At 64.1% G+C, this 16785-nt stretch carries 15 protein-coding genes; 5 read left to right on the top strand and 10 right to left on the bottom strand.

Translation table 11 applies throughout. The annotated features are described in order from the left end of the window. Positions 1-18: 18 nt before the first annotated feature. From ACLKOZ_RS07530 to glgC, 3 genes are read right to left on the bottom strand one after another with little or no spacing between them, the layout of a single operon-like run. Positions 19-486 carry a pyridoxamine 5'-phosphate oxidase family protein gene (locus tag ACLKOZ_RS07530; protein ID WP_337351232.1) on the bottom strand — a complete coding sequence of 156 codons (468 nt, stop codon included), beginning with the start codon at positions 484-486 and terminating at the stop codon, positions 19-21. 40 nt (positions 487-526) lie between these two features. Further along, on the bottom strand, positions 527-1978 hold the full coding sequence (locus ACLKOZ_RS07525; RefSeq protein ID WP_436473996.1) for an SDR family NAD(P)-dependent oxidoreductase: 1452 nt from the start codon (positions 1976-1978) through the stop codon (positions 527-529). Between the two features lie 59 nt (positions 1979-2037). Further along, a complete protein-coding gene (glgC, locus tag ACLKOZ_RS07520; RefSeq protein ID WP_436473994.1) occupies positions 2038-3441 on the bottom strand; it encodes a glucose-1-phosphate adenylyltransferase in 1404 nt (467 codons plus the stop codon). 102 nt (positions 3442-3543) lie between these two features. On the opposite strand from glgC, the gene glgA reads away from it, so the two are divergent. Then, on the top strand, positions 3544-4740 hold the full coding sequence (gene glgA / locus ACLKOZ_RS07515; RefSeq protein ID WP_337348293.1) for a glycogen synthase: 1197 nt from the start codon (positions 3544-3546) through the stop codon (positions 4738-4740). A gap of 103 nt (positions 4741-4843) precedes the next feature. Here glgA and ACLKOZ_RS07510 read toward each other — a convergent pair whose 3' ends face one another. Next, positions 4844-6982 carry an acyl-CoA dehydrogenase family protein gene (locus ACLKOZ_RS07510; protein ID WP_436473991.1) on the bottom strand — a complete coding sequence of 713 codons (2139 nt, stop codon included), beginning with the start codon at positions 6980-6982 and terminating at the stop codon, positions 4844-4846. A gap of 92 nt (positions 6983-7074) precedes the next feature. Beyond that, positions 7075-7728: a TetR family transcriptional regulator gene (locus tag ACLKOZ_RS07505; RefSeq protein WP_436474265.1), complete on the bottom strand. Its 654-nt coding sequence runs from the start codon at positions 7726-7728 to the stop codon at positions 7075-7077. Positions 7729-7827: 99 nt separating this feature from the next. On the opposite strand from ACLKOZ_RS07505, the gene ACLKOZ_RS07500 reads away from it, so the two are divergent. From ACLKOZ_RS07500 to ACLKOZ_RS07490, 3 genes are read left to right on the top strand one after another with little or no spacing between them, the layout of a single operon-like run. Next, complete coding sequence (locus ACLKOZ_RS07500; RefSeq protein WP_436473989.1) at positions 7828-9195, top strand: acetyl-CoA C-acetyltransferase; 1368 nt, start codon at positions 7828-7830, stop codon at positions 9193-9195. A 9-nt stretch (positions 9196-9204) separates the two neighbouring features. Then, on the top strand, positions 9205-10545 hold the full coding sequence (locus tag ACLKOZ_RS07495; RefSeq protein WP_436473987.1) for a 3-oxoacyl-ACP reductase: 1341 nt from the start codon (positions 9205-9207) through the stop codon (positions 10543-10545). Further along, positions 10542-11453 (top strand): MaoC family dehydratase, encoded by a 912-nt coding sequence (locus ACLKOZ_RS07490; RefSeq protein ID WP_436473985.1) that lies wholly within the window; start codon positions 10542-10544, stop codon positions 11451-11453. Before ACLKOZ_RS07495 ends, ACLKOZ_RS07490 begins: the two co-directional genes overlap by 4 nt. On the opposite strand, the gene ACLKOZ_RS07485 is transcribed toward ACLKOZ_RS07490, so the two are convergent. From ACLKOZ_RS07485 to ACLKOZ_RS07470, 4 genes are read right to left on the bottom strand one after another with little or no spacing between them, the layout of a single operon-like run. Then, positions 11450-12583, bottom strand: coding sequence for an FUSC family protein (locus ACLKOZ_RS07485; RefSeq protein WP_436473983.1), 1134 nt, complete (start codon positions 12581-12583; stop codon positions 11450-11452). The two genes, ACLKOZ_RS07490 and ACLKOZ_RS07485, sit on opposite strands and share 4 nt — an antisense overlap. Before the next feature lie 27 nt (positions 12584-12610). Beyond that, positions 12611-13720, bottom strand: coding sequence for a serine hydrolase domain-containing protein (locus ACLKOZ_RS07480; protein WP_436473981.1), 1110 nt, complete (start codon positions 13718-13720; stop codon positions 12611-12613). Positions 13721-13737: 17 nt separating this feature from the next. Continuing rightward, the gene (locus tag ACLKOZ_RS07475) at positions 13738-14847 is read right to left on the bottom strand and encodes a glutathione S-transferase family protein (RefSeq protein ID WP_436473979.1); all 1110 of its coding nucleotides are present in this window, start codon (positions 14845-14847) and stop codon (positions 13738-13740) included. A gap of 9 nt (positions 14848-14856) precedes the next feature. Beyond that, positions 14857-15600 (bottom strand): M50 family metallopeptidase, encoded by a 744-nt coding sequence (locus tag ACLKOZ_RS07470; RefSeq protein ID WP_436473977.1) that lies wholly within the window; start codon positions 15598-15600, stop codon positions 14857-14859. A 111-nt stretch (positions 15601-15711) separates the two neighbouring features. Here ACLKOZ_RS07470 and ACLKOZ_RS07465 point away from each other — a divergent pair, with 111 nt between their 5' ends. Further along, on the top strand, positions 15712-16176 hold the full coding sequence (locus ACLKOZ_RS07465; RefSeq protein ID WP_436473975.1) for a GatB/YqeY domain-containing protein: 465 nt from the start codon (positions 15712-15714) through the stop codon (positions 16174-16176). A 93-nt stretch (positions 16177-16269) separates the two neighbouring features. Here ACLKOZ_RS07465 and ACLKOZ_RS07460 read toward each other — a convergent pair whose 3' ends face one another. After that, a complete protein-coding gene (locus tag ACLKOZ_RS07460) occupies positions 16270-16572 on the bottom strand; it encodes a DUF4193 domain-containing protein (protein WP_131132986.1) in 303 nt (100 codons plus the stop codon). Between the last annotated feature and the right edge of the window lie 213 nt (positions 16573-16785).

Here is a 16785-nt window from a genome sequence, read left to right as displayed (position 1 = left end):
GTTAATGGCCTGCTGTCCTTATTCCGGGGACGCTTTGACCGCCCCGCTCAGCTGCGTCCACCAGGTCATTGGCGCAGTCACCTTGAAGCGCCGTCCTGTGATGCTGCCGGGGGTCACGCGGACGAACGTGTCTTTCCTGCCGGCCTGCCATGGAAACAGGTAAAGGGCTGCCGTGTCCAACAGCTGTTCGGTTCCTGTCACCGCAGCCGCGGCGCCCTTCACCACTACGCTCCAGGCAAGGCCGGTGGTGGCATCCACGCCGTCCGCTTCGAGGGCCACGTGGGCGCCTTCAGTGGCGCCAGCCAGTTTGGTTCCCTCGCCGGTGCGGAACACCAGCGTTCCGCCGTCCACCGTGTAGTTGATCGGGAAGATGTCCGGGTGGCCGTCCGCAAGGACCGCCAGCCTTCCCACGGAGACTGTCCGCAACAGTTCCCAGCATTCATGGTTTTCCAGGTTCTCGACCTCTGAAGATGACTCGTTGCTCATGCCGCTGAGCTTACGCCCGAGCCGGGCCCTGGGACAGGGACTACCAGGGGCTCGGCTTGTAGTCCTTCAGGAAGACGCCGTACTGGTCCTCGCCCTTCTCACCCATCACGATGGGATCGTAGACGCGTGCGGCTCCGTCCACCAGGTCCAGGGGCGCGTGGAAGCCTTCCTCCATGAGCCGGACCTTTGTGAAGTGCGGGCGCTCATCAGTGATCCAGCCGGTGTCCACGGCAGTCATCAGGATGCCGTCGGTCTCCAGCATTTCCTGGGCGCTGGTCCGGGTCATCATGTTCAGTGCCGCCTTCGCCATGTTGGTGTGCGGATGCCCGGGGCCCTTGTAGGCGCGGGAGAACTGTCCTTCCATGGCGGAGACGTTAACGATGTACTTCCGGTGCGCCGTTGAGCGCTTCATGGCATCACGCAGCCGGCTCACCAGCAGGAAGGGAGCAGTCACGTTGCAGAGCTGGACCTCCAGCATTTCCAGTGGATCCACCTCGTCAACCACCTGCGTCCAGCTGTTGATGGTGGCCAGGTCCGGAACCAGCCCGCCGGCGTCGATCGCCGTCCCGGACGCGATGCGCTCCAGGGAGGCAGAACCGGTGGAGAGGGCCAGTGACGTAATGGCATCGCCGGCCAGCACGGGATGGTCGGTGACGCTGCTTGCGAGGGCGAGCGGATGTTTGTCGTGGGCATGGCCGAACGTCAGCAGCACGGGACCGCCGTTGGAAGCGTCCAGGGCCGCGGGAAGGGGCTCATCTTCAGCGTCGACCAGCGGCTTGTAGGCATTGCCCGAGCGGCGCACTGTCTGCGCTGCGTTGTTGATGATGATGTCGAGCGGGCCGGCAGCATTGAGGGAATCCGTCAGTGCCATCACCTGCGACGGATCGCGGAGGTCGATGCCCACAATCTGAAGCCGGTGCAGCCAGTCCCCGCTGTCCTCCATGGCCGCGAAGCGGCGTGCAGCATCTTTGGGGAACCGCGTCGTGATGGTGGTGTGCGCGCCGTCGCGCAGCAGCCGCAAGGCTATGTACATGCCGATCTTCGCACGTCCGCCCGTGAGCAACGCCCGGCGGCCTGTGAGGTCAGTGCGGGCATCCCGCTTGCCGTGGTTGAAGGCGGCGCACTCAGGACACAGCTGGTGATAGAAGGCGTCCACCTGCGTGTAATGCTGCTTGCAGATGTAGCACGGACGCGAACGGATGAGGTGCCCGGCGATGGCACCAGTGGCCGACGTCGCCAGCTTGTTGCCCCGGGTTTCGTCGTCGATACGGTCCGGAGCCGCGGTGGCCGTCTGGGCGATGACCGCGCGGTCCGCTTCGGAGATGAGATCCCGCTTTGTCACTCGGCGGTGCCGCTTGACCGCTTTGAACATTTTCCCGGTGGCACGCCGAACCTGGACGTAGTCCGGGTGCTCCTCGTCATACGCGTGGATGGTGTTTAAAACCTTGAGGCAGGCCTGGATTTCCTCAGGCGTCAGATCGGGGGAGCTCATTGTACCGATTTTACAGCCTGTGGAGATCCGGCCTGCCCGGACGGAATGAAGTCCTGCTACTAGTTGCGGTTTGCCCCGGAGGCATTGGCCACACCGGCGTGCACCTCTGCCACTTGCTCCACGGATTCGCGAAGCTCCGGGTAGTTGGCGGTGGCCGCCTTCACCGCGTTGGGTACAAGGTGAAGGTTCTTGGCGGAGAGTGCACGTTCCTCATCGCCCGGCTCCGGGACATTCTGGCCCTTGGACAGCACCGTGATCCCCGACTCCGTGACCTTGAAGCCACGGGCGCGGTCCAGGTCCGCGTCAAGCCCGATCGCCGCTCCTGCGGGTACTTTGACGTTCTTGTCGATGATGGCCCGGTTCACTACGGCCCCTTCGCCGATCTTCACCTTGTCCATCAGGACTGAGTCGATGACCCGGCTGCCGGTCGCCACAAAGACGTCGTTGGACAGAACCGAGCCTTCCACCACACCGCCGGAGATGACCACGCCGTTGGAAACAATCGAGTCCAGCGCGGTACCTACGGTGTCCTTCTCGCCGCGCACGAACTTGGCGGGCGGCGAAATGCTCTGGCGAGTGTAGATAGGCCACTCGGAGTTGTACAGGTTGAAGACGGGCAGCGGGGAAATGAGGTCCATGTGCGCGTCATAGAAGGAGTCGATGGTCCCGACGTCGCGCCAGTAGGTGCGGTCACGCTCGGTGGAGCCGGGAATGTCGTTAAGCGTGAAGTCGTACACGCCCGCTTCGCCCTTGTTGACGAAGTAGGGAATGATGTCGCCGCCCATGTCGTGCTTGGTGTCCAGGCGCTCCGCGTCTACTTGGAGGGCCTCCACCAGGGCGTCGGCGTCGAACACGTAGTTGCCCATTGATGCAAGGAACTGGGTAGGGTCTGCTGCCAGGCCCGGCGTGCTGGCCGGCTTCTCCACAAACGCTGCAATCTTCTGTGCATCGTTCTGGTCCACTTCGATCACGCCGAACTGGTTGGCCATGCTCAAGGGCTGCCGGACGGCCGCCACTGTGGCCTTGGCGCCGCTGAGGACGTGCTGCTCCACCATCTGGGCAAAGTCCATCCGGTACACGTGGTCCGCGCCGACCACCACCACGATGTCCGGGTTGGCGTCGTGGATCAGGTTAAGGGACTGGTAGATGGCGTTGGCGCTGCCGAGGAACCAGCTCTTGCCCACGCGCTGCTGGGCGGGGACTGACGCCACATAGTTCCCGAGCTGGGTGGACATGCGCCACGTTTCGGAAATGTGGCGGTCAAGGCTGTGTGACTTGTACTGCGTCAGCACCACAATCTGGAGGTAACGCGAATTCACCAGGTTGGACAGCGCAAAGTCGATGAGGCGGTAACTGCCGGCAAAGGGCACGCCAGGTTTTGCGCGGTCTGCCGTCAGTGGCATCAGTCTGTTTCCCTCGCCGCCTGCGAGGACAATGGCCAGGACTCTTTTGTTCAACGGCATTATTGGTCGCTCCTGTACGCCTTCGTAACTCCCCAAACAGTCCGGCATGCCCGGACCCCTTCACACTAGAACAGTTAAGCCGGAAGGACTACCTTGGGTATCGTGCGAATAGACATTGTGACTAAAGAGTTCCCGCCGGAGATCTATGGAGGCGCCGGGGTCCACGTGGCCGAATTGAGCAGGGTGCTTAGTAAGCACGTTGACCTGCAGGTTCGTGCCTTTGGGGCGCCCCGCGACGCCGATTACCACGGTGCTGGGGTGACGTCGTATTCCGTGCCTGAAGACCTGGGCTCAGCCAATGCGGCCGTCCAGACGCTAGGGGTCGATCTTCGGATCGTGCCGGACATCGAGGGCGCCGACCTTGTCCATTCGCACACGTGGTATGCCAACATGGCCGGGCACCTGGCGTCCCTGCTCCATGGCATCCCGCACGTTCTCAGCGCCCACAGCCTTGAACCTCTCCGTCCGTGGAAAGCCGAACAGCTCGGCGGCGGCTACGCCCTGTCGTCCTGGGTGGAAAAGACCGCCTATGAGGCAGCAGCGGCCATCATTGCCGTCTCTGAAGGCATGCGCCAGGACATCCTGCGCAGCTACCCCGACGTGGACCCGGCCAAGGTCCGGGTGGTCCACAACGGCATCGACGTCGAGATGTGGCACCGCGATGAAGGCGAAGATGCAGTCCGGGCGCTGGGGATCGATCCGACGAAACCCAGCGTCGTTTTTGTCGGACGCAACACACGCCAGAAGGGCGTTCCGTACCTGCTGCGCGCCGCCGCCAAACTGCCGGCCGACGTGCAGCTGGTCCTGTGCCTGGGAGCCGCGGATACACCGGAGCTCGCGGCCGAGACGGCCCGCCTCATTGAAGAACTCCAGAGTCAGCGCACCGGCGTAGTACTCATTGAGCGTATGCTTCCCCGCAACGAACTTATCCAGGTCCTCAGCCACGCCACCGCGTTCGCCTGCCCGTCAATCTATGAGCCGCTGGGCATTGTGAACCTCGAAGCCATGGCGTGCGGCGCTGCCGTGGTTGCCAGTGCCACGGGCGGCATTCCGGAGGTTGTCCAGCACGGCGAAACGGGCCTGCTCGTGGAACTGGAACAGGTCACTGACGGCACGGGGACGCCCCTGGATCCGGAAAAGTTCGTCACCGAGTTCGCGGCTGCCCTGACCGAAGTCGTATCCGACCCTGAACGCGCACGTGCCATGGGACAGGCAGGCCGCCTGCGCGCCGAGAAGCACTTCTCCTGGGAATCCATCACCGAAACCACCCTCGAGGTGTACCGCTCAGTCCTCGCCTGAGGCGGGTGATAAATAACGACGGCGCCGCTCCCCACGCAAGGGGAGTGGCGCCGTCGTTATTTCACTGCTTAGCCGTGGCCGGAGGACGACGTACGGAAGGGACTCAACTCCGCGGCGTGCGCGTGTCGGCCGCGGTGCGCGCCAACAGGACCTTTTCCTCAACGGGGGACTGGCCGCTTGCGCGTTGTGCCCGAATGTACTCCCGGGCCTCGTCCTGCCGCGCCTTTTCGGCGCCTGTGGCGATCGCGGCGCGGACGTGCTCCGGGCCGTAGCCGAAGGCGTCCACCAGGTCCAGTGCATGCGGGCGGATCTTGGTCAGCAGCCGGTTGATGTACTCACCCACAGTGCGACCGCGTTGCATGGAAAGCCTGCCGTTCATGAGGTACCAGGACAGGTTCTTCTCGATCAGCGACAGACCGAAAAGGTCCCGCAGCCACGTCAGCACAGTCTTGGTGCCTGGATCTGCGACGTCACGGAGTGCTTCGGTGAAAGCTTCCCATTGCAGCAGCTCCGCGTGTGCCTGGGCAGCATCGATGAGTTCGTTCTGGTGTTGGTTGAACAAGGCGGCACCCTTGTCCTGGGGCAGCCGCCCGGCGCCCTTGAGCGCGGATCCGACGTCCGCCACCATGGTCTGGACCCTGTCGGTGAGGAGCGCGCGCTGTCCTTCCTCGTCACGGAGTGCCAGCGCCGCCTTCTGCACAGAACCGGTGTCGGCCACAAATTGGGCAACCTGCCGCAGGCCGGTGCGGTGAATGGCCGCACCTGTCGCCTGGCCTACGACGTAGCGCGCCAACACGCCAAAATCGACGTTCCGGAACTCCTTGGCATAATCGGCAAGCAACCGTTTGGCCACGAGCTGGAGCAGCACCGTGTTGTCCCCTTCGAAGGTCGCGTACACATCGAGGTCCGCGCGGAGGGAAGCAAAGCGGTTTTCGATCAGGAAGCCGGCGCCGCCGCAGGCTTCACGGCATTCCTGCAGCGTATCCAGGGCGTGCCAGGTGCTGAGCGGCTTGAGGGCGGCTGCCAGGGTTTCCAGGTCCTGGCGGTCCTCATCGGTGTCGTGGGCGCCGGAAAACACGTCATCGAACTTCTGCAGAAGCTGCTCGTGGGCAAAGCCGGCGGCGTACGTGGTTGCCAGCCTCGTGAATAGGCGGCGCTGATGCCGCTGGTAGTCGAGGAGGACTTCCTCGTCGGTGTGGGAGGAGGCGTTGAACTGGCGGCGTTCCGTGGCGTACTGGATGGCCGCCTTAAGCGCAATCTTCGAGGCGGCGACGGCGGCGCCGTCCAGGGAAACCCGGCCCTGGACCAGGGTGCCCAGCATGGTGAAGAACCGCCGGCCGGGGCTGGCGATCATTGATGTGTAGGTTCCGTCCTCGTCCACGTTCCCGTAGCGGTTCAGCAGGTTCGCGCGGGGAATGCGGACATTGGTGAAGTGCAGGCGCCCGTTGTCTATTCCATTCAGGCCGCCCTTGACGCCGTCATCCTCGCCGCCGATTCCCGGCAGGAATTCCTTCGTTGCCGGATCGCGCAGGTCAACGTAGAAGGCATGGACGCCATGATTGACGCCCTTGGTCACCAGCTGGGCAAAGACAACAGCACCGAGGCCATCGATGGCGGCATTGCCGATGTAGTCCTTCCACGCCGCCCGGAAGGGTGTGTGGACCACAAATTCCTGGGTTTGGGCGTCGTACGTGGCGGTCGTGGCGATGCTCGCCACATCCGAACCGTGGCCCGTTTCCGTCATGGCGAAGCAGCCGGGAATGTCCAGGTTCATGATGCCTGGCAGCCACTTTGCGTGGTGCTCCTCGGTGCCCAGGTGCATCACCGCCGACCCGAAGAGCCCCCACTGGACGCCTGCCTTGATCTGGAGCGACGGGTCGGCCGTGACCAACTCCTCAAATCCGGCGATATTGCCCCCATGATCATCCGAACCACCAAGGGCAGCCGGGAAGGCCCGGTGCACTGCTTCGTTGTCCACGAGGAACTTCAGCTGCCCGAAGGTGCGGCTCCGGTGGTCGGTGTGCGTCAGGCCCTCCTGCTTGTGCAGCTCAGGGCTTTTGGCAAGTTGGCGCGCCTGCCGGCGGATGCTGGCCCATCTACCCAGGAGCTGTTCACCCAGGGCGGCGACGTCGACGGCGGGCTGGGCCTTTCCGTGCTGGCCGCTCGAGGGCAACGCAGACGCCCTGGTCTGCTTGGCGGGCCGCGGCCCCTTGCCTGTGGGGCGGTCCACTACTTCAGTCATGTCAATGTCCTTCGTTGGTTCTGACAGGTGGTGTTCTGACGGTGGTGCTCTCAGCTCGGCCAGTTAGGGGAATCCCGGGCTGAATGCGGATTTCATAGCGATTTGGCGGGGTCCAGCTCAGGGGCTATCCCCACGCACAGCCAGGCCGTGATCTGGCGTGCCATGGCTTCCTGGCCGGGCTTTGCCGGAGAATCGGGGGTGCTCAGCCACTGCTCCCCGGCGTTGCGGACCAGGCCGATAGCAGCCGTTGGCCAGTAGCCGATCACTGCTTCCTTGCCCTCGCCAAGATGTGCGCGCATAGGCGTGGCGATCATCTCCCCGATGGAGTCGAAAAAATGACCGAGGGCGCCGGAAATAGCTGCTGAACCGTGGAGACTGTCCGGCTCGCCACCGGATTGCCGTGTCACGAACGTGTACACATTGGGGCTGGTTTCGGCCATCTGCAGGTAGGCAGAGACCATGGCCAGCAGCCCCTCACGGGGAGTCTGGGCGTTTTGGGCGGCTTCGCCGATACGGCGTTGCATCTGGCTGAGGACAACCTCGCCCACTGCCTTCTGGAGCCCTGCCTTGTCCCCGAAGTAACGGTAGAAAACAGACTTCGACGTGCCGGCGGCGTGGGCGATCTCCTCCATGGAAGCATCACTGCCGAGGGCATGCACTGCCCGGCGCGCTGACTTGATCAGCTCCCGGCGTCGTTCTTCGCGGTGGCTCTGCCAGCGGGACGAGCGGCCGTCTTCGCTGACCATGACCGGGGACGGTGCTGCCTTCGCCTGAGGGTTGTTCACGATACCCAGCGTATCAGGTACGCTGGGTATCGGTAACAGACCACAACAGAGGAGACACCTATGTCCGTCGAAGGACAGTCCGTCGCAGGACCCCAGGAATCCAGCAGCCCGGTTGTCCCCGCAACCGTTCCAACGCCCCGCAGGGCTGTGGTGGTAGGCGGAAACCGGATCCCCTTTGCACGGTCAGGGGGCGCCTACACCAAGTCCTCGAACCAGGACATGCTGACCGCCGCCCTGGATGGCCTCATTGCCAGGTTCGGACTTCAGGAGGAGCGGATCGGCGAGGTCGCCGCCGGCGCCGTCCTCAAACATTCCCGGGATTTCAACCTCACGCGCGAGGCCGTCCTGGGCTCAGCGCTGTCTGCTGAGACACCCGCGTACGATGTCCAGCAGGCATGCGCAACAGGGCTGGAGACTGTCCTCGGCCTTGCCAACAAGATCAAGCTCGGCCAAATCGACTCCGCGATTGCCGGCGGCGTGGATTCGGCATCCGATGCGCCCATCGCTGTGAGCGAGGGGCTGCGGCAGGTACTGCTAGACCTCAACCGCGCCAAAACCCTCCCGCAGCGGCTGCAGGTGCTCAGCCGGTTGAGGCCTAAGGACCTCGCCCCCGATGCGCCCAACACGGGCGAGCCCCGTACCGGCCTCTCCATGGGTGAACACCAAGCGCTGACCACCGCCCAGTGGAACATCACGCGGGAGGCGCAGGACCAGCTTGCGTTCGCCAGCCACCGCAATCTCGCGGCTGCTTATGACGCCGGCTTTTTTGACGACCTCCTGACCCCCTACCGCGGCCTGGCGCGGGACTCCAATCTGCGGGCTGACACCACGCTGGAAAAGCTGGCCACGCTGAAACCGGTTTTCGGCAGGAACCTTGGGGCGGAAGCCACCATGACCGCGGGTAATTCGACCCCTCTGACTGACGGAGCCTCCACAGTCCTCCTCGCAGCTGAGGCGTGGGCTGATGCCCATGACCTTCCCAAACTGGCAGCGGTCGTGGACGGGGAGGCGGCCGCCGTCGACTTTGTCCATGGCAAGGACGGCCTGCTGATGGCCCCCGCGTTTGCTGTTCCGCGACTCCTGGCCCGCAACGGCCTCACCCTGGCGGACTTCGACTTCTTTGAAATCCATGAAGCTTTCGCCGGCACAGTCCTCAGCACCCTGGCAGCATGGGAGGACGAAGAGTTCGGGCGCACAAGGCTGGGCCTTGAGGGTGCGTTCGGAACTGTCGACCGCACCAAACTGAACGTCAACGGCTCGTCGCTCGCCGCAGGGCATCCCTTTGCCGCCACTGGTGGCCGCATCGTTGCCTCGCTGGCGAAGATGCTGAATGCCAAGGGCAGCATTGACGGGCGGCCGGCGCGTGGACTCATTTCCATCTGCGCCGCAGGTGGCCAGGGCGTTGTCGCAATTCTCGAAGCACTGTAGGGGGACCGGATGACAGACAAATACACGCAGTTCGTGAGCCACGGACTCGGCAGGAACGTCGCAAAGAAGCTGGGCCTCCCACAGCCGGCGATCCTGCGGCGGTACGAGCCGGGGCAGCCACTGATCACCGGCCCGGTCCTGGTGCAAGGCAACTCCTCGGGAGCTGACGCTCTGGCGGCCAGCCTGCTCTCGTGGGACCTGGATGTCCGCAGACATGCCGTACCGCGCGAAAAACTTGGCGCCATAGTGCTGGTCCTCGATGAGCTGGACCGGCCCGACGATCTTGAACACCCAGTCCTGGCAGCGGCAGCCTCGCTCCGCGATCTCGCTCCCAGTGGCCGCGTCATCACCCTCTCCCGGCCTGCAGCCAACAGCGCGACCCCCGCACAGGCAGCGGCCAGGCAGGGCGTGGACGGCTTGTTGCGGTCGCTGGCCATGGAACTCCGTGCCGGTGCGACCGGCAACGGCATCCTGCTCGGTGACGGCGTCACCACTACCAGCCCCAGCACCTTGGCAGCCGTGCGGTTCCTCCTCTCTGGACGCTCGGCATACGTGGACGGTCAGTTCCTTACTGTCACCTCGACGGAAGGCAGCCTGCCGGCAGATTTCGAAAAACCGTTGGCGGGCAAGGTTGCCGTTGTTACCGGCGCCGCCCGCGGAATCGGCGCATCGATAGCCCGGACCCTTCACCGCGACGGGGCGACCGTGGTCCTCGTGGACATTCCGGCGGCAGGAGACCATCTCGCCGCGGTGGCCAACGAAGTCCACGGCACGGCCCTCCAGCTGGACATCAGCCGTGAGGACGCGGGCCAGCGGATCATCGAACATGCCGTGCAGCGGCACGGACGCCTGGACATCCTCATCCACAACGCCGGAATCACCAGGGACAAACTCCTGGCCAACATGGATCACGGGCGCTGGTCCGCCGTCATCAACGTCAATATTGCCGCCCAGCTCCGAATCAACGAGGCCCTCCTCGCTTCTGAACACTTTCGTGATTCACCCCGCATCGTGTCACTGGCCTCCACCAGCGGCATCGCCGGAAACCGCGGCCAAACAAACTACGCTGCTTCCAAAGGCGGAGTGATGGGCATGGTGCGAGCCTCCGCTCCGCTTCTTTCCGAGCGCGGGGGAACGATCAACGCCGTGGCACCCGGGTTCATTGAAACCGACATGACCGCCAAAGTTCCGCTGGCCCTGAGGGAGGCGGGCCGCCGGCTCAACTCGCTCCGGCAAGGCGGCCAGCCCACCGACGTTGCCGAAGCCATCGCCTTCCTGGCCAGCGATGCCGCGGGAGGAATCAACGGCGGCGTCCTGCGGGTCTGCGGACAGTACATGGTCGGGGCATGACCACAGTCCAGCCGGTCATCCTGGGTGAGATGCCGTCCCTCTCCAAGCTGTATGTCAATGCGGCCGCGCAGGCCGCACACCGCCGAATACTGGGATCCCACGATGCGTCTGAGCTTCCAGAGGCCAGCCACGAAGTCAGGGGAGTCACTGCCGACGTCGGCAACCTCACTGCATATCAGCACCTCATCGGCGAGACGGCCAGCGATGTCCTGCCGGCCGGCTTCATCCATGCCCTCGCCTTCCCGCTTGCCATCAGCGTGATGAACAGGGATGACTTCCCATTGCCACTGCTGGGCATGGTCCATCTCAGCAACCATGTCGAACAACGCTCCCCAGTCCTGTTCTCGGAACGGCTGGACATCACAGCTCACGTGGAGAACCTGCGGGGCCACCGTTCAGGGACGCAACTGGACGTAGTGGTGGAGGTGCGCAGTGCCGGGACGGCCGACCTCCGGTGGCGGGGAGTCTCGACGTATCTCGCCAAAGGCGTATTCCTGCCGGGGATCGACAAACCTTCGCCTGCTGAAAGCAGGGCTGACTTCAAAGCCCCCGATCCAACGGCCTTGTGGCACCTGGGCGTTGATACCGGCAGGGCTTACGCAGCAGTCTCAGGCGACTTCAACCCGATACACCTCAGCGTGTTGTCAGCCAAAGCCCTCGGGATGCGCCGGTCCATAGCCCATGGCATGTACTTGGCGTCGAGGGCGCTGGCGGACGTTGGCGCGGTCAAGGGGGATTCATTTAGCTGGGACGTTGACTTCGAAGCGCCGGTGTTCCTGCCGGCACGCGTTGCCCTGGACATCGGCAGCGAGCAGCTTCCAGCAGGGGCGTGGCAAAAGTCCGCTTTTGTTGCCTGGAACCCGAGGTCCGGCCGCAAATATTTCGCCGGAACCGTGGCTGCACTCTAGGGTGCTGGCCTCACGGCGCGCAGGATCCGGTGCAGGCTCAGGAGGATCGATTCGGAAGCGGTCACGGTCCTTTCGTCCGGGTCAGGCTCTGCCGGGTCCGGGCTGGCTGTGGCGGCCATGCAGGCTGCCACAGCCGCTTCCGCAGAGCTGAACAGCCGGTGCTGTGATGCGGTGTCTTCACTATGGAATGAGCGCAACAGCTCTCCGGTGGCGGTCATGGCTTCTGCCAGCGGCACGCTGTCCCTGAAGGGGACCGTATACGGTACGTCTTCCTGCCAGATGACGTCGGAGAGAACCTCCGTCATGTCCTGGATGTGGAACGTCACCCTTTCCAGCTCGCGCAGGTTGCGGTAGTCCAGGTCCACGTCCCGGGGGTGGAGCCGCCGGCGCGGGTTCGCGCGCCGGCTGGCGTCTGCTTCCTGGACCAGGTGCCTGACGGACCGGGCGGCCGTTGCCAGCTCGTCCGAACGGCGGGACCAGTCCTCATGCTCCGGGGGCCACTTCTCCTTGAGCGCTGCCCCCATGTCGGTCAGCTGTGTGCCAAGTGCCAGTCGGAGCTCGTCCAGGCTGGCGGCCGCAGCATTGAAGTGCAAGGGCGGAAACACCAGGAGGTTCACGGCGATGCCGACAGCAACGCCCACACCCATCTGGATGAGGTAGCCGAAGGAAAAATCATCCGGGTTGCTTCCGCCCACCAACAGGACCAGCAGTGCCGCCGTCGGAATCCAGTCCCTTCCCGATCCCAGCCGCGGCAGGCCCGCGAGCAGCACGCCGATGCCCATGAAAATGGCAACGCTTACCGGAGAAGGATCCGTGACATTGACCAGGAGGAACGCAAGGCCAATTCCCATGGCCAGGCCCACCAGAGTCTGGAGGCCCTGGCGTACTGAACCGGCAACGTTGTGGTACATCGAGACCAAGGCGCCCAGAGGGGCATAATACGGATACTCCGCCGCCGCTCCCGGCATGTACGGGGCAACAAAAAAGGCCAGGCCGGCTGCCAGCGCAGCCTTTGCGGCCAGCTGAAGGCGCTGCACTTCGAACGCTACACCTATGCCTTTGACCGCCCGGCGCAAGAGCCTGGTCCCGTTAGGCAGCCTGGCCGCCCGCGGCGGTTGAGTATCACCCATCCGCCCCACCTTAGGGGCAGGGTCCCGCTAGGACAAGGCAGCGGCCGCACGCCTGACCTCAGCGGCCAGGCGGTGCGCCTTACCGGGAGTACGGCCGTCCTCTGCGCGCTGCGGAATGTAGCCAAAACCAAGTCCGTAGGAAGGGTCCGCGAAGCCCAGGGCCGCGTTGGCGCCTTCATGGCCAAAGGCGCGGTGGCTGCCAAAATTCCGTGACGGATGGGGCTTCATGAACACCACGGCAAAGGCGTTGTCGAGCCCCGAGGAACGGTCCAGGCCCCACACCTGTTCCTGGGACATCGCTGCCACTGTGCCAGGCGAGAGCAATGGCGGGCCGCCTTCGACGCCGGTGGAAGCCGCTGCGTACAGGCGTGCAAGCCCTTCGGCCGAGCCGACCCCGCCGGCCGCGCTCATGCCGGCCTCCCGTACCGTCCGCTGGTTGGGCAGCTCCATGATGGTGCTCACGGCAGCGTTGCCATTGATTCCTTCAAGGCTCAGTGGGTCCAGCCACGGCTGCTGCGGGTCGGCGTCGTAGAGGACATCCCGGTAGCGGCTGTCCAGCTCAACCGGCAGCCCCAGGAAGAAGTCGACGCCGAACGGCTCGCGGATGCGGCTGTTGTACAGCGACTGGAGCGTGCTGCCGGCCACTCGCCGGCACAGTTCCTCCATCATGATCCCGATGGTGATCGCGTGGTATCCGAAGCAGCTGCCTGGGCGCCACGCCGGCACAGTTGCCGCTAGCCGCGCGGCGGCTTCCGGCGTAGTGAAATCACCGAGGGCGAAGCCGCCCTCGACGCCCAACACCCCGGCTTGGTGGGACAAAGCCTGACGGACAAGGAGGCGGTCCTTTCCGTGCTGCCCGAATTCCGGCCAGTAGTGTGCCATGGTGCGGTCCAGATCCAGCAGACCGTCCTGGACCAGCAAGGCAATCACCATCGCGGCCACGCCCTTCGAACAGGAGTAGGCGCCCGTGATGGAATCTGACGAGATGAGAGGGCCGCCGCTGAGCTCAACTACCTTGGCACCGTGCTGGTAGGCAGCCAGCTGCGCGCTGTAGCGCTCATCCTGGGCAAGGAGAGATTCGAACAGGTCAAAAACGCCCTCGAAACCGGGTGCGGCAAAGCCATGGGAAATCTGCATGGCCTTAGCTTAGCGGCTTAGAAAGCGCTTTCCGATGCTGACCCGGCCCCATGCCCTGGCGTCACCTTTTCATCTGGCCGCACCGGACCCGGGGGAGTACCGATTCCGAACGGGCGTCCGCCCAGGGATTCCCGGTCGTGGGCATCCAACCAGCCCGACAACTCCGGCCCCTGCGGCACGATGCCCGTGGGATTGATGTCCTCGTGCACGAGGTAATAGTGCTGCTTGATCTGGACGAAGTCGATCGTGTCGCCAAAGCCGGGCGTCTGGAAAAGATCACGGGCATAGCCCCACAACGCCGGCATTTCGGAAAGCTTCTGGCGGTTGCACTTGAAGTGGCCGTGGTAGACGGCATCGAACCGGGCCAGGGTGGTGAAGAGCCGGACGTCCGCCTCTGTAATGGTGTCTCCGACCAGGTATCGCTGGCCGGAGAGCCGCTCCTCCAGCCAGTCCAAAGCCGTCCAAAGCCGGGCGAAGGCGGCGTCGTAGGCTTCCTGCGACCCGGCAAAGCCGCAGCGGTAGACCCCGTTGTTGACCTCTGTAAAGACGCGTTTGTTGACTGCGTCAATTTCTGCCCGCAGCTCTACCGGGTACAGTCGCGGCGCGCCCGCACGGTGGAACTGCGTCCATTCGGTGGAGAAGTCGAGGGTGATCTGGGGGAAATTGTTCGTCACAACTTCACCGCTGGCGACATCCACGATCACAGGGACAGTGATGCCCCTCGGATAGTTGGGAAACCGCCGGAAATACGCGGTTTGGATACGCTCGATGCCCAAGACCGGATCAACGCCGCCTGGGTCCAGGTCGAAAGTCCAGGAACGGGCGTCATGGGTGGGTCCAGGCTGCCCAAGGGAAATGGCATCTTCGAGGCCCAGAAGCCTTCGTACGATGACAGTCCGGTTGGCCCACGGGCAGGCTCTTGCAGCGATCAGGCGGTACCGTCCCGACTCCACGGGCCAGCCGCGTTCCCCGTTGGGTCCGGGAGTGCCTTCACGGGTGATCCGGTCCTCGATGTAATTGGTATCGCGGGTGAACTCCGCACCGCCGGTAACATAGGCGCCCAACGTGCTGTGATCGTCGCCACCCGTAGGGCCGGACGTCGGCGCTGCTCCCTTTTCCTGTTTCATCCGACCACCCTATGCTCCTGCAACGAGAATCGCCGAGATAGGCTGCCAGGCCACCACCCACGAAGCCCCCACGACGGCCGCGAACAAAGCAATCCAGATAAACGAGGGCACAGACGTGGAGCGATAAAGCAGATAGGCGTCGGAGCTGGCCAAGCGGTCCCTGCGCCGAAAATGCACGTGCATGAGCTTGATCACGTCGCGGACTGCAGCCACTAACAGAGCCAGCCCGAGCGCGATCGCCACATGGCCGGTGAAGGCGTGCGGAACGAAAAAAACCAGCGCGGCGCCCGCCGCTGCTGCGCACACAGTGATGAGGAACCCCGCCACGTTGCGAACGAAAAGAAGCGACAGGAGCAGGGTCAGTGAGCCTGCCGTCAGCGCGGCCGGCCCCCAGCCGTTGAAGCCGGACCAGACCAGCGCCGCCCCGGTCAGTGCCGGAACCGGGTATCCCCAGAAGCCGGACCACACGGCAGCCAACCGGCCCCTGCTGTAGCTGGTGGTTGTCCCCGAGTGATCCAGGCTGAGCCTGATCCCGCCCAGTCTTTGTCCGCTCATAAGAGCGGCAAAAGCATGGCCCAGCTCATGGGTAGCGGTGGCCAACAGGCCAAAGTATCGCCAAGTGGCCCGGGGAATCGACAAGGCAGTGGCCACAAGAAGGACCACCGCCAATTCACTGAGGGAAACATCAGGGAGGGCGGTCCGGCCGAAAGCTTCAACGAGGCGCTGCCACAGTTGGCCGGGCAGGGTGTTCATCGCCTGCCCGCGGGGAGGTAGTCAGAGTGCGCCATAGCCCTCTACGGTACTAGAGGGCAGGTGGACCTGCCGGCGCCCCGGCCTGGGGCGCGCTATGAATCGAGGAATACCGTGTCCACTTTGAAGGAACGACTGCACGCTGATGTGGTGATGCACATGAAGGAGCGCAACAAGATAGCGCTCACGACCGTGCGCAACGTACTGGGCGAGATCGAAACCCGCGAAAAGTCAGGGAAGACGCCTGTGGTGCTGGACGACGCCCAGGTGACGTCCCTGCTGCAGAAGGAAGCGGCCAAACGCCGCGACACCGCGCGGATCTATACGGAGGCAGGAGAACCTGACCGTGCTGCCGCTGAAATCGCCGAGGCGGAGGTCATCGAGGCTTACTTGCCAAAGCAGCTGACCGAAGCTGAAGTGGAAGCCATCGTTGATGGCGTCATTGCCGAGATCAGCGCCCAGGGCCAGGTGCCCGGCATGCGCCAGATGGGCGAGGTGATGAAGCCGGTCACCGCGAAGGTCGCTGGCCGCTTCGACGGAAAAGCCGTCAGCCAGATGGTCCGCAGCCGGCTCGGTTAAAACGAAAGGCACGTCCACGGTTGCCGTGGGCGCGCCTCATCGTCTCCGGGTGCGCCTGCGGTAGCGGGCGCCGGGGGTGTCCTTGTACTGCTATCAGCCTTCGCAGTCCGTGCAGTAGCTGTGTCCGTCTTTCTGCCGCGCGATCTGCGAGCGGTGCCGGACAAGGAAGCAGGAGTAGCAGGTGAACTCGTCATCGGCCTGGGGGATCACCTGGACGATCAGTTCCTCGGCAACGAATTCGCCGCCCGGAACGCCTGCGCCATCCAGTCCATCTGCCTCATCGAGTTCCAGCACAACGCTGCGGGCGTCCGGTGCGTTCGCGGACTGGAGCGCCTCGAGCGAGTTGTCCTGCGACTCCTTGACGTCGGAGCGGAGTTCATCGTAATCGGTTGCCACTTAGGTGTTTCTCTTTTCTTTGGTTCAGTCTGTCGCGTATGCAACGTACAGCATGGCGCTGGTATTCCCCAACGGGCTAACGCTCCACTACACGTGTGGCGGGCGATATTCGATCCGAATGTGACCAACGGCATTGCTGCGGGCTACTAAAGCATGGAACCTGCAATCAGCACAAGACCGACGGCGGCCGCAGCCGGATCGAAGTTTGCCGCC

The sequence above is a fragment of the Arthrobacter sp. R4 genome (assembly GCF_051365025.1).
GTDB lineage: Bacteria > Actinomycetota > Actinomycetes > Actinomycetales > Micrococcaceae > Arthrobacter.
This window is presented reverse-complemented; position numbering and strand designations above follow the sequence as displayed.

Coding starts and splice junctions, on each gene's coding strand:
- ACLKOZ_RS07475 (WP_436473979.1), bottom strand. CDS start 14,847: ATGAAACAGGAAAAGGGAGCAGCGCCGACGTCCGGCCCTACGGGTGGC.
- ACLKOZ_RS07490 (WP_436473985.1), top strand. CDS start 10,542: ATGACCACAGTCCAGCCGGTCATCCTGGGTGAGATGCCGTCCCTCTCC.
- ACLKOZ_RS07500 (WP_436473989.1), top strand. CDS start 7,828: ATGTCCGTCGAAGGACAGTCCGTCGCAGGACCCCAGGAATCCAGCAGC.
- glgC (WP_436473994.1), bottom strand. CDS start 3,441: ATGCCGTTGAACAAAAGAGTCCTGGCCATTGTCCTCGCAGGCGGCGAG.
- ACLKOZ_RS07530 (WP_337351232.1), bottom strand. CDS start 486: ATGAGCAACGAGTCATCTTCAGAGGTCGAGAACCTGGAAAACCATGAA.
- ACLKOZ_RS07480 (WP_436473981.1), bottom strand. CDS start 13,720: ATGCAGATTTCCCATGGCTTTGCCGCACCCGGTTTCGAGGGCGTTTTT.
- ACLKOZ_RS07485 (WP_436473983.1), bottom strand. CDS start 12,583: ATGGGTGATACTCAACCGCCGCGGGCGGCCAGGCTGCCTAACGGGACC.
- ACLKOZ_RS07505 (WP_436474265.1), bottom strand. CDS start 7,728: ATGGTCAGCGAAGACGGCCGCTCGTCCCGCTGGCAGAGCCACCGCGAA.
- ACLKOZ_RS07525 (WP_436473996.1), bottom strand. CDS start 1,978: ATGAGCTCCCCCGATCTGACGCCTGAGGAAATCCAGGCCTGCCTCAAG.
- ACLKOZ_RS07470 (WP_436473977.1), bottom strand. CDS start 15,600: ATGAACACCCTGCCCGGCCAACTGTGGCAGCGCCTCGTTGAAGCTTTC.
- ACLKOZ_RS07495 (WP_436473987.1), top strand. CDS start 9,205: ATGACAGACAAATACACGCAGTTCGTGAGCCACGGACTCGGCAGGAAC.
- ACLKOZ_RS07510 (WP_436473991.1), bottom strand. CDS start 6,982: ATGACTGAAGTAGTGGACCGCCCCACAGGCAAGGGGCCGCGGCCCGCC.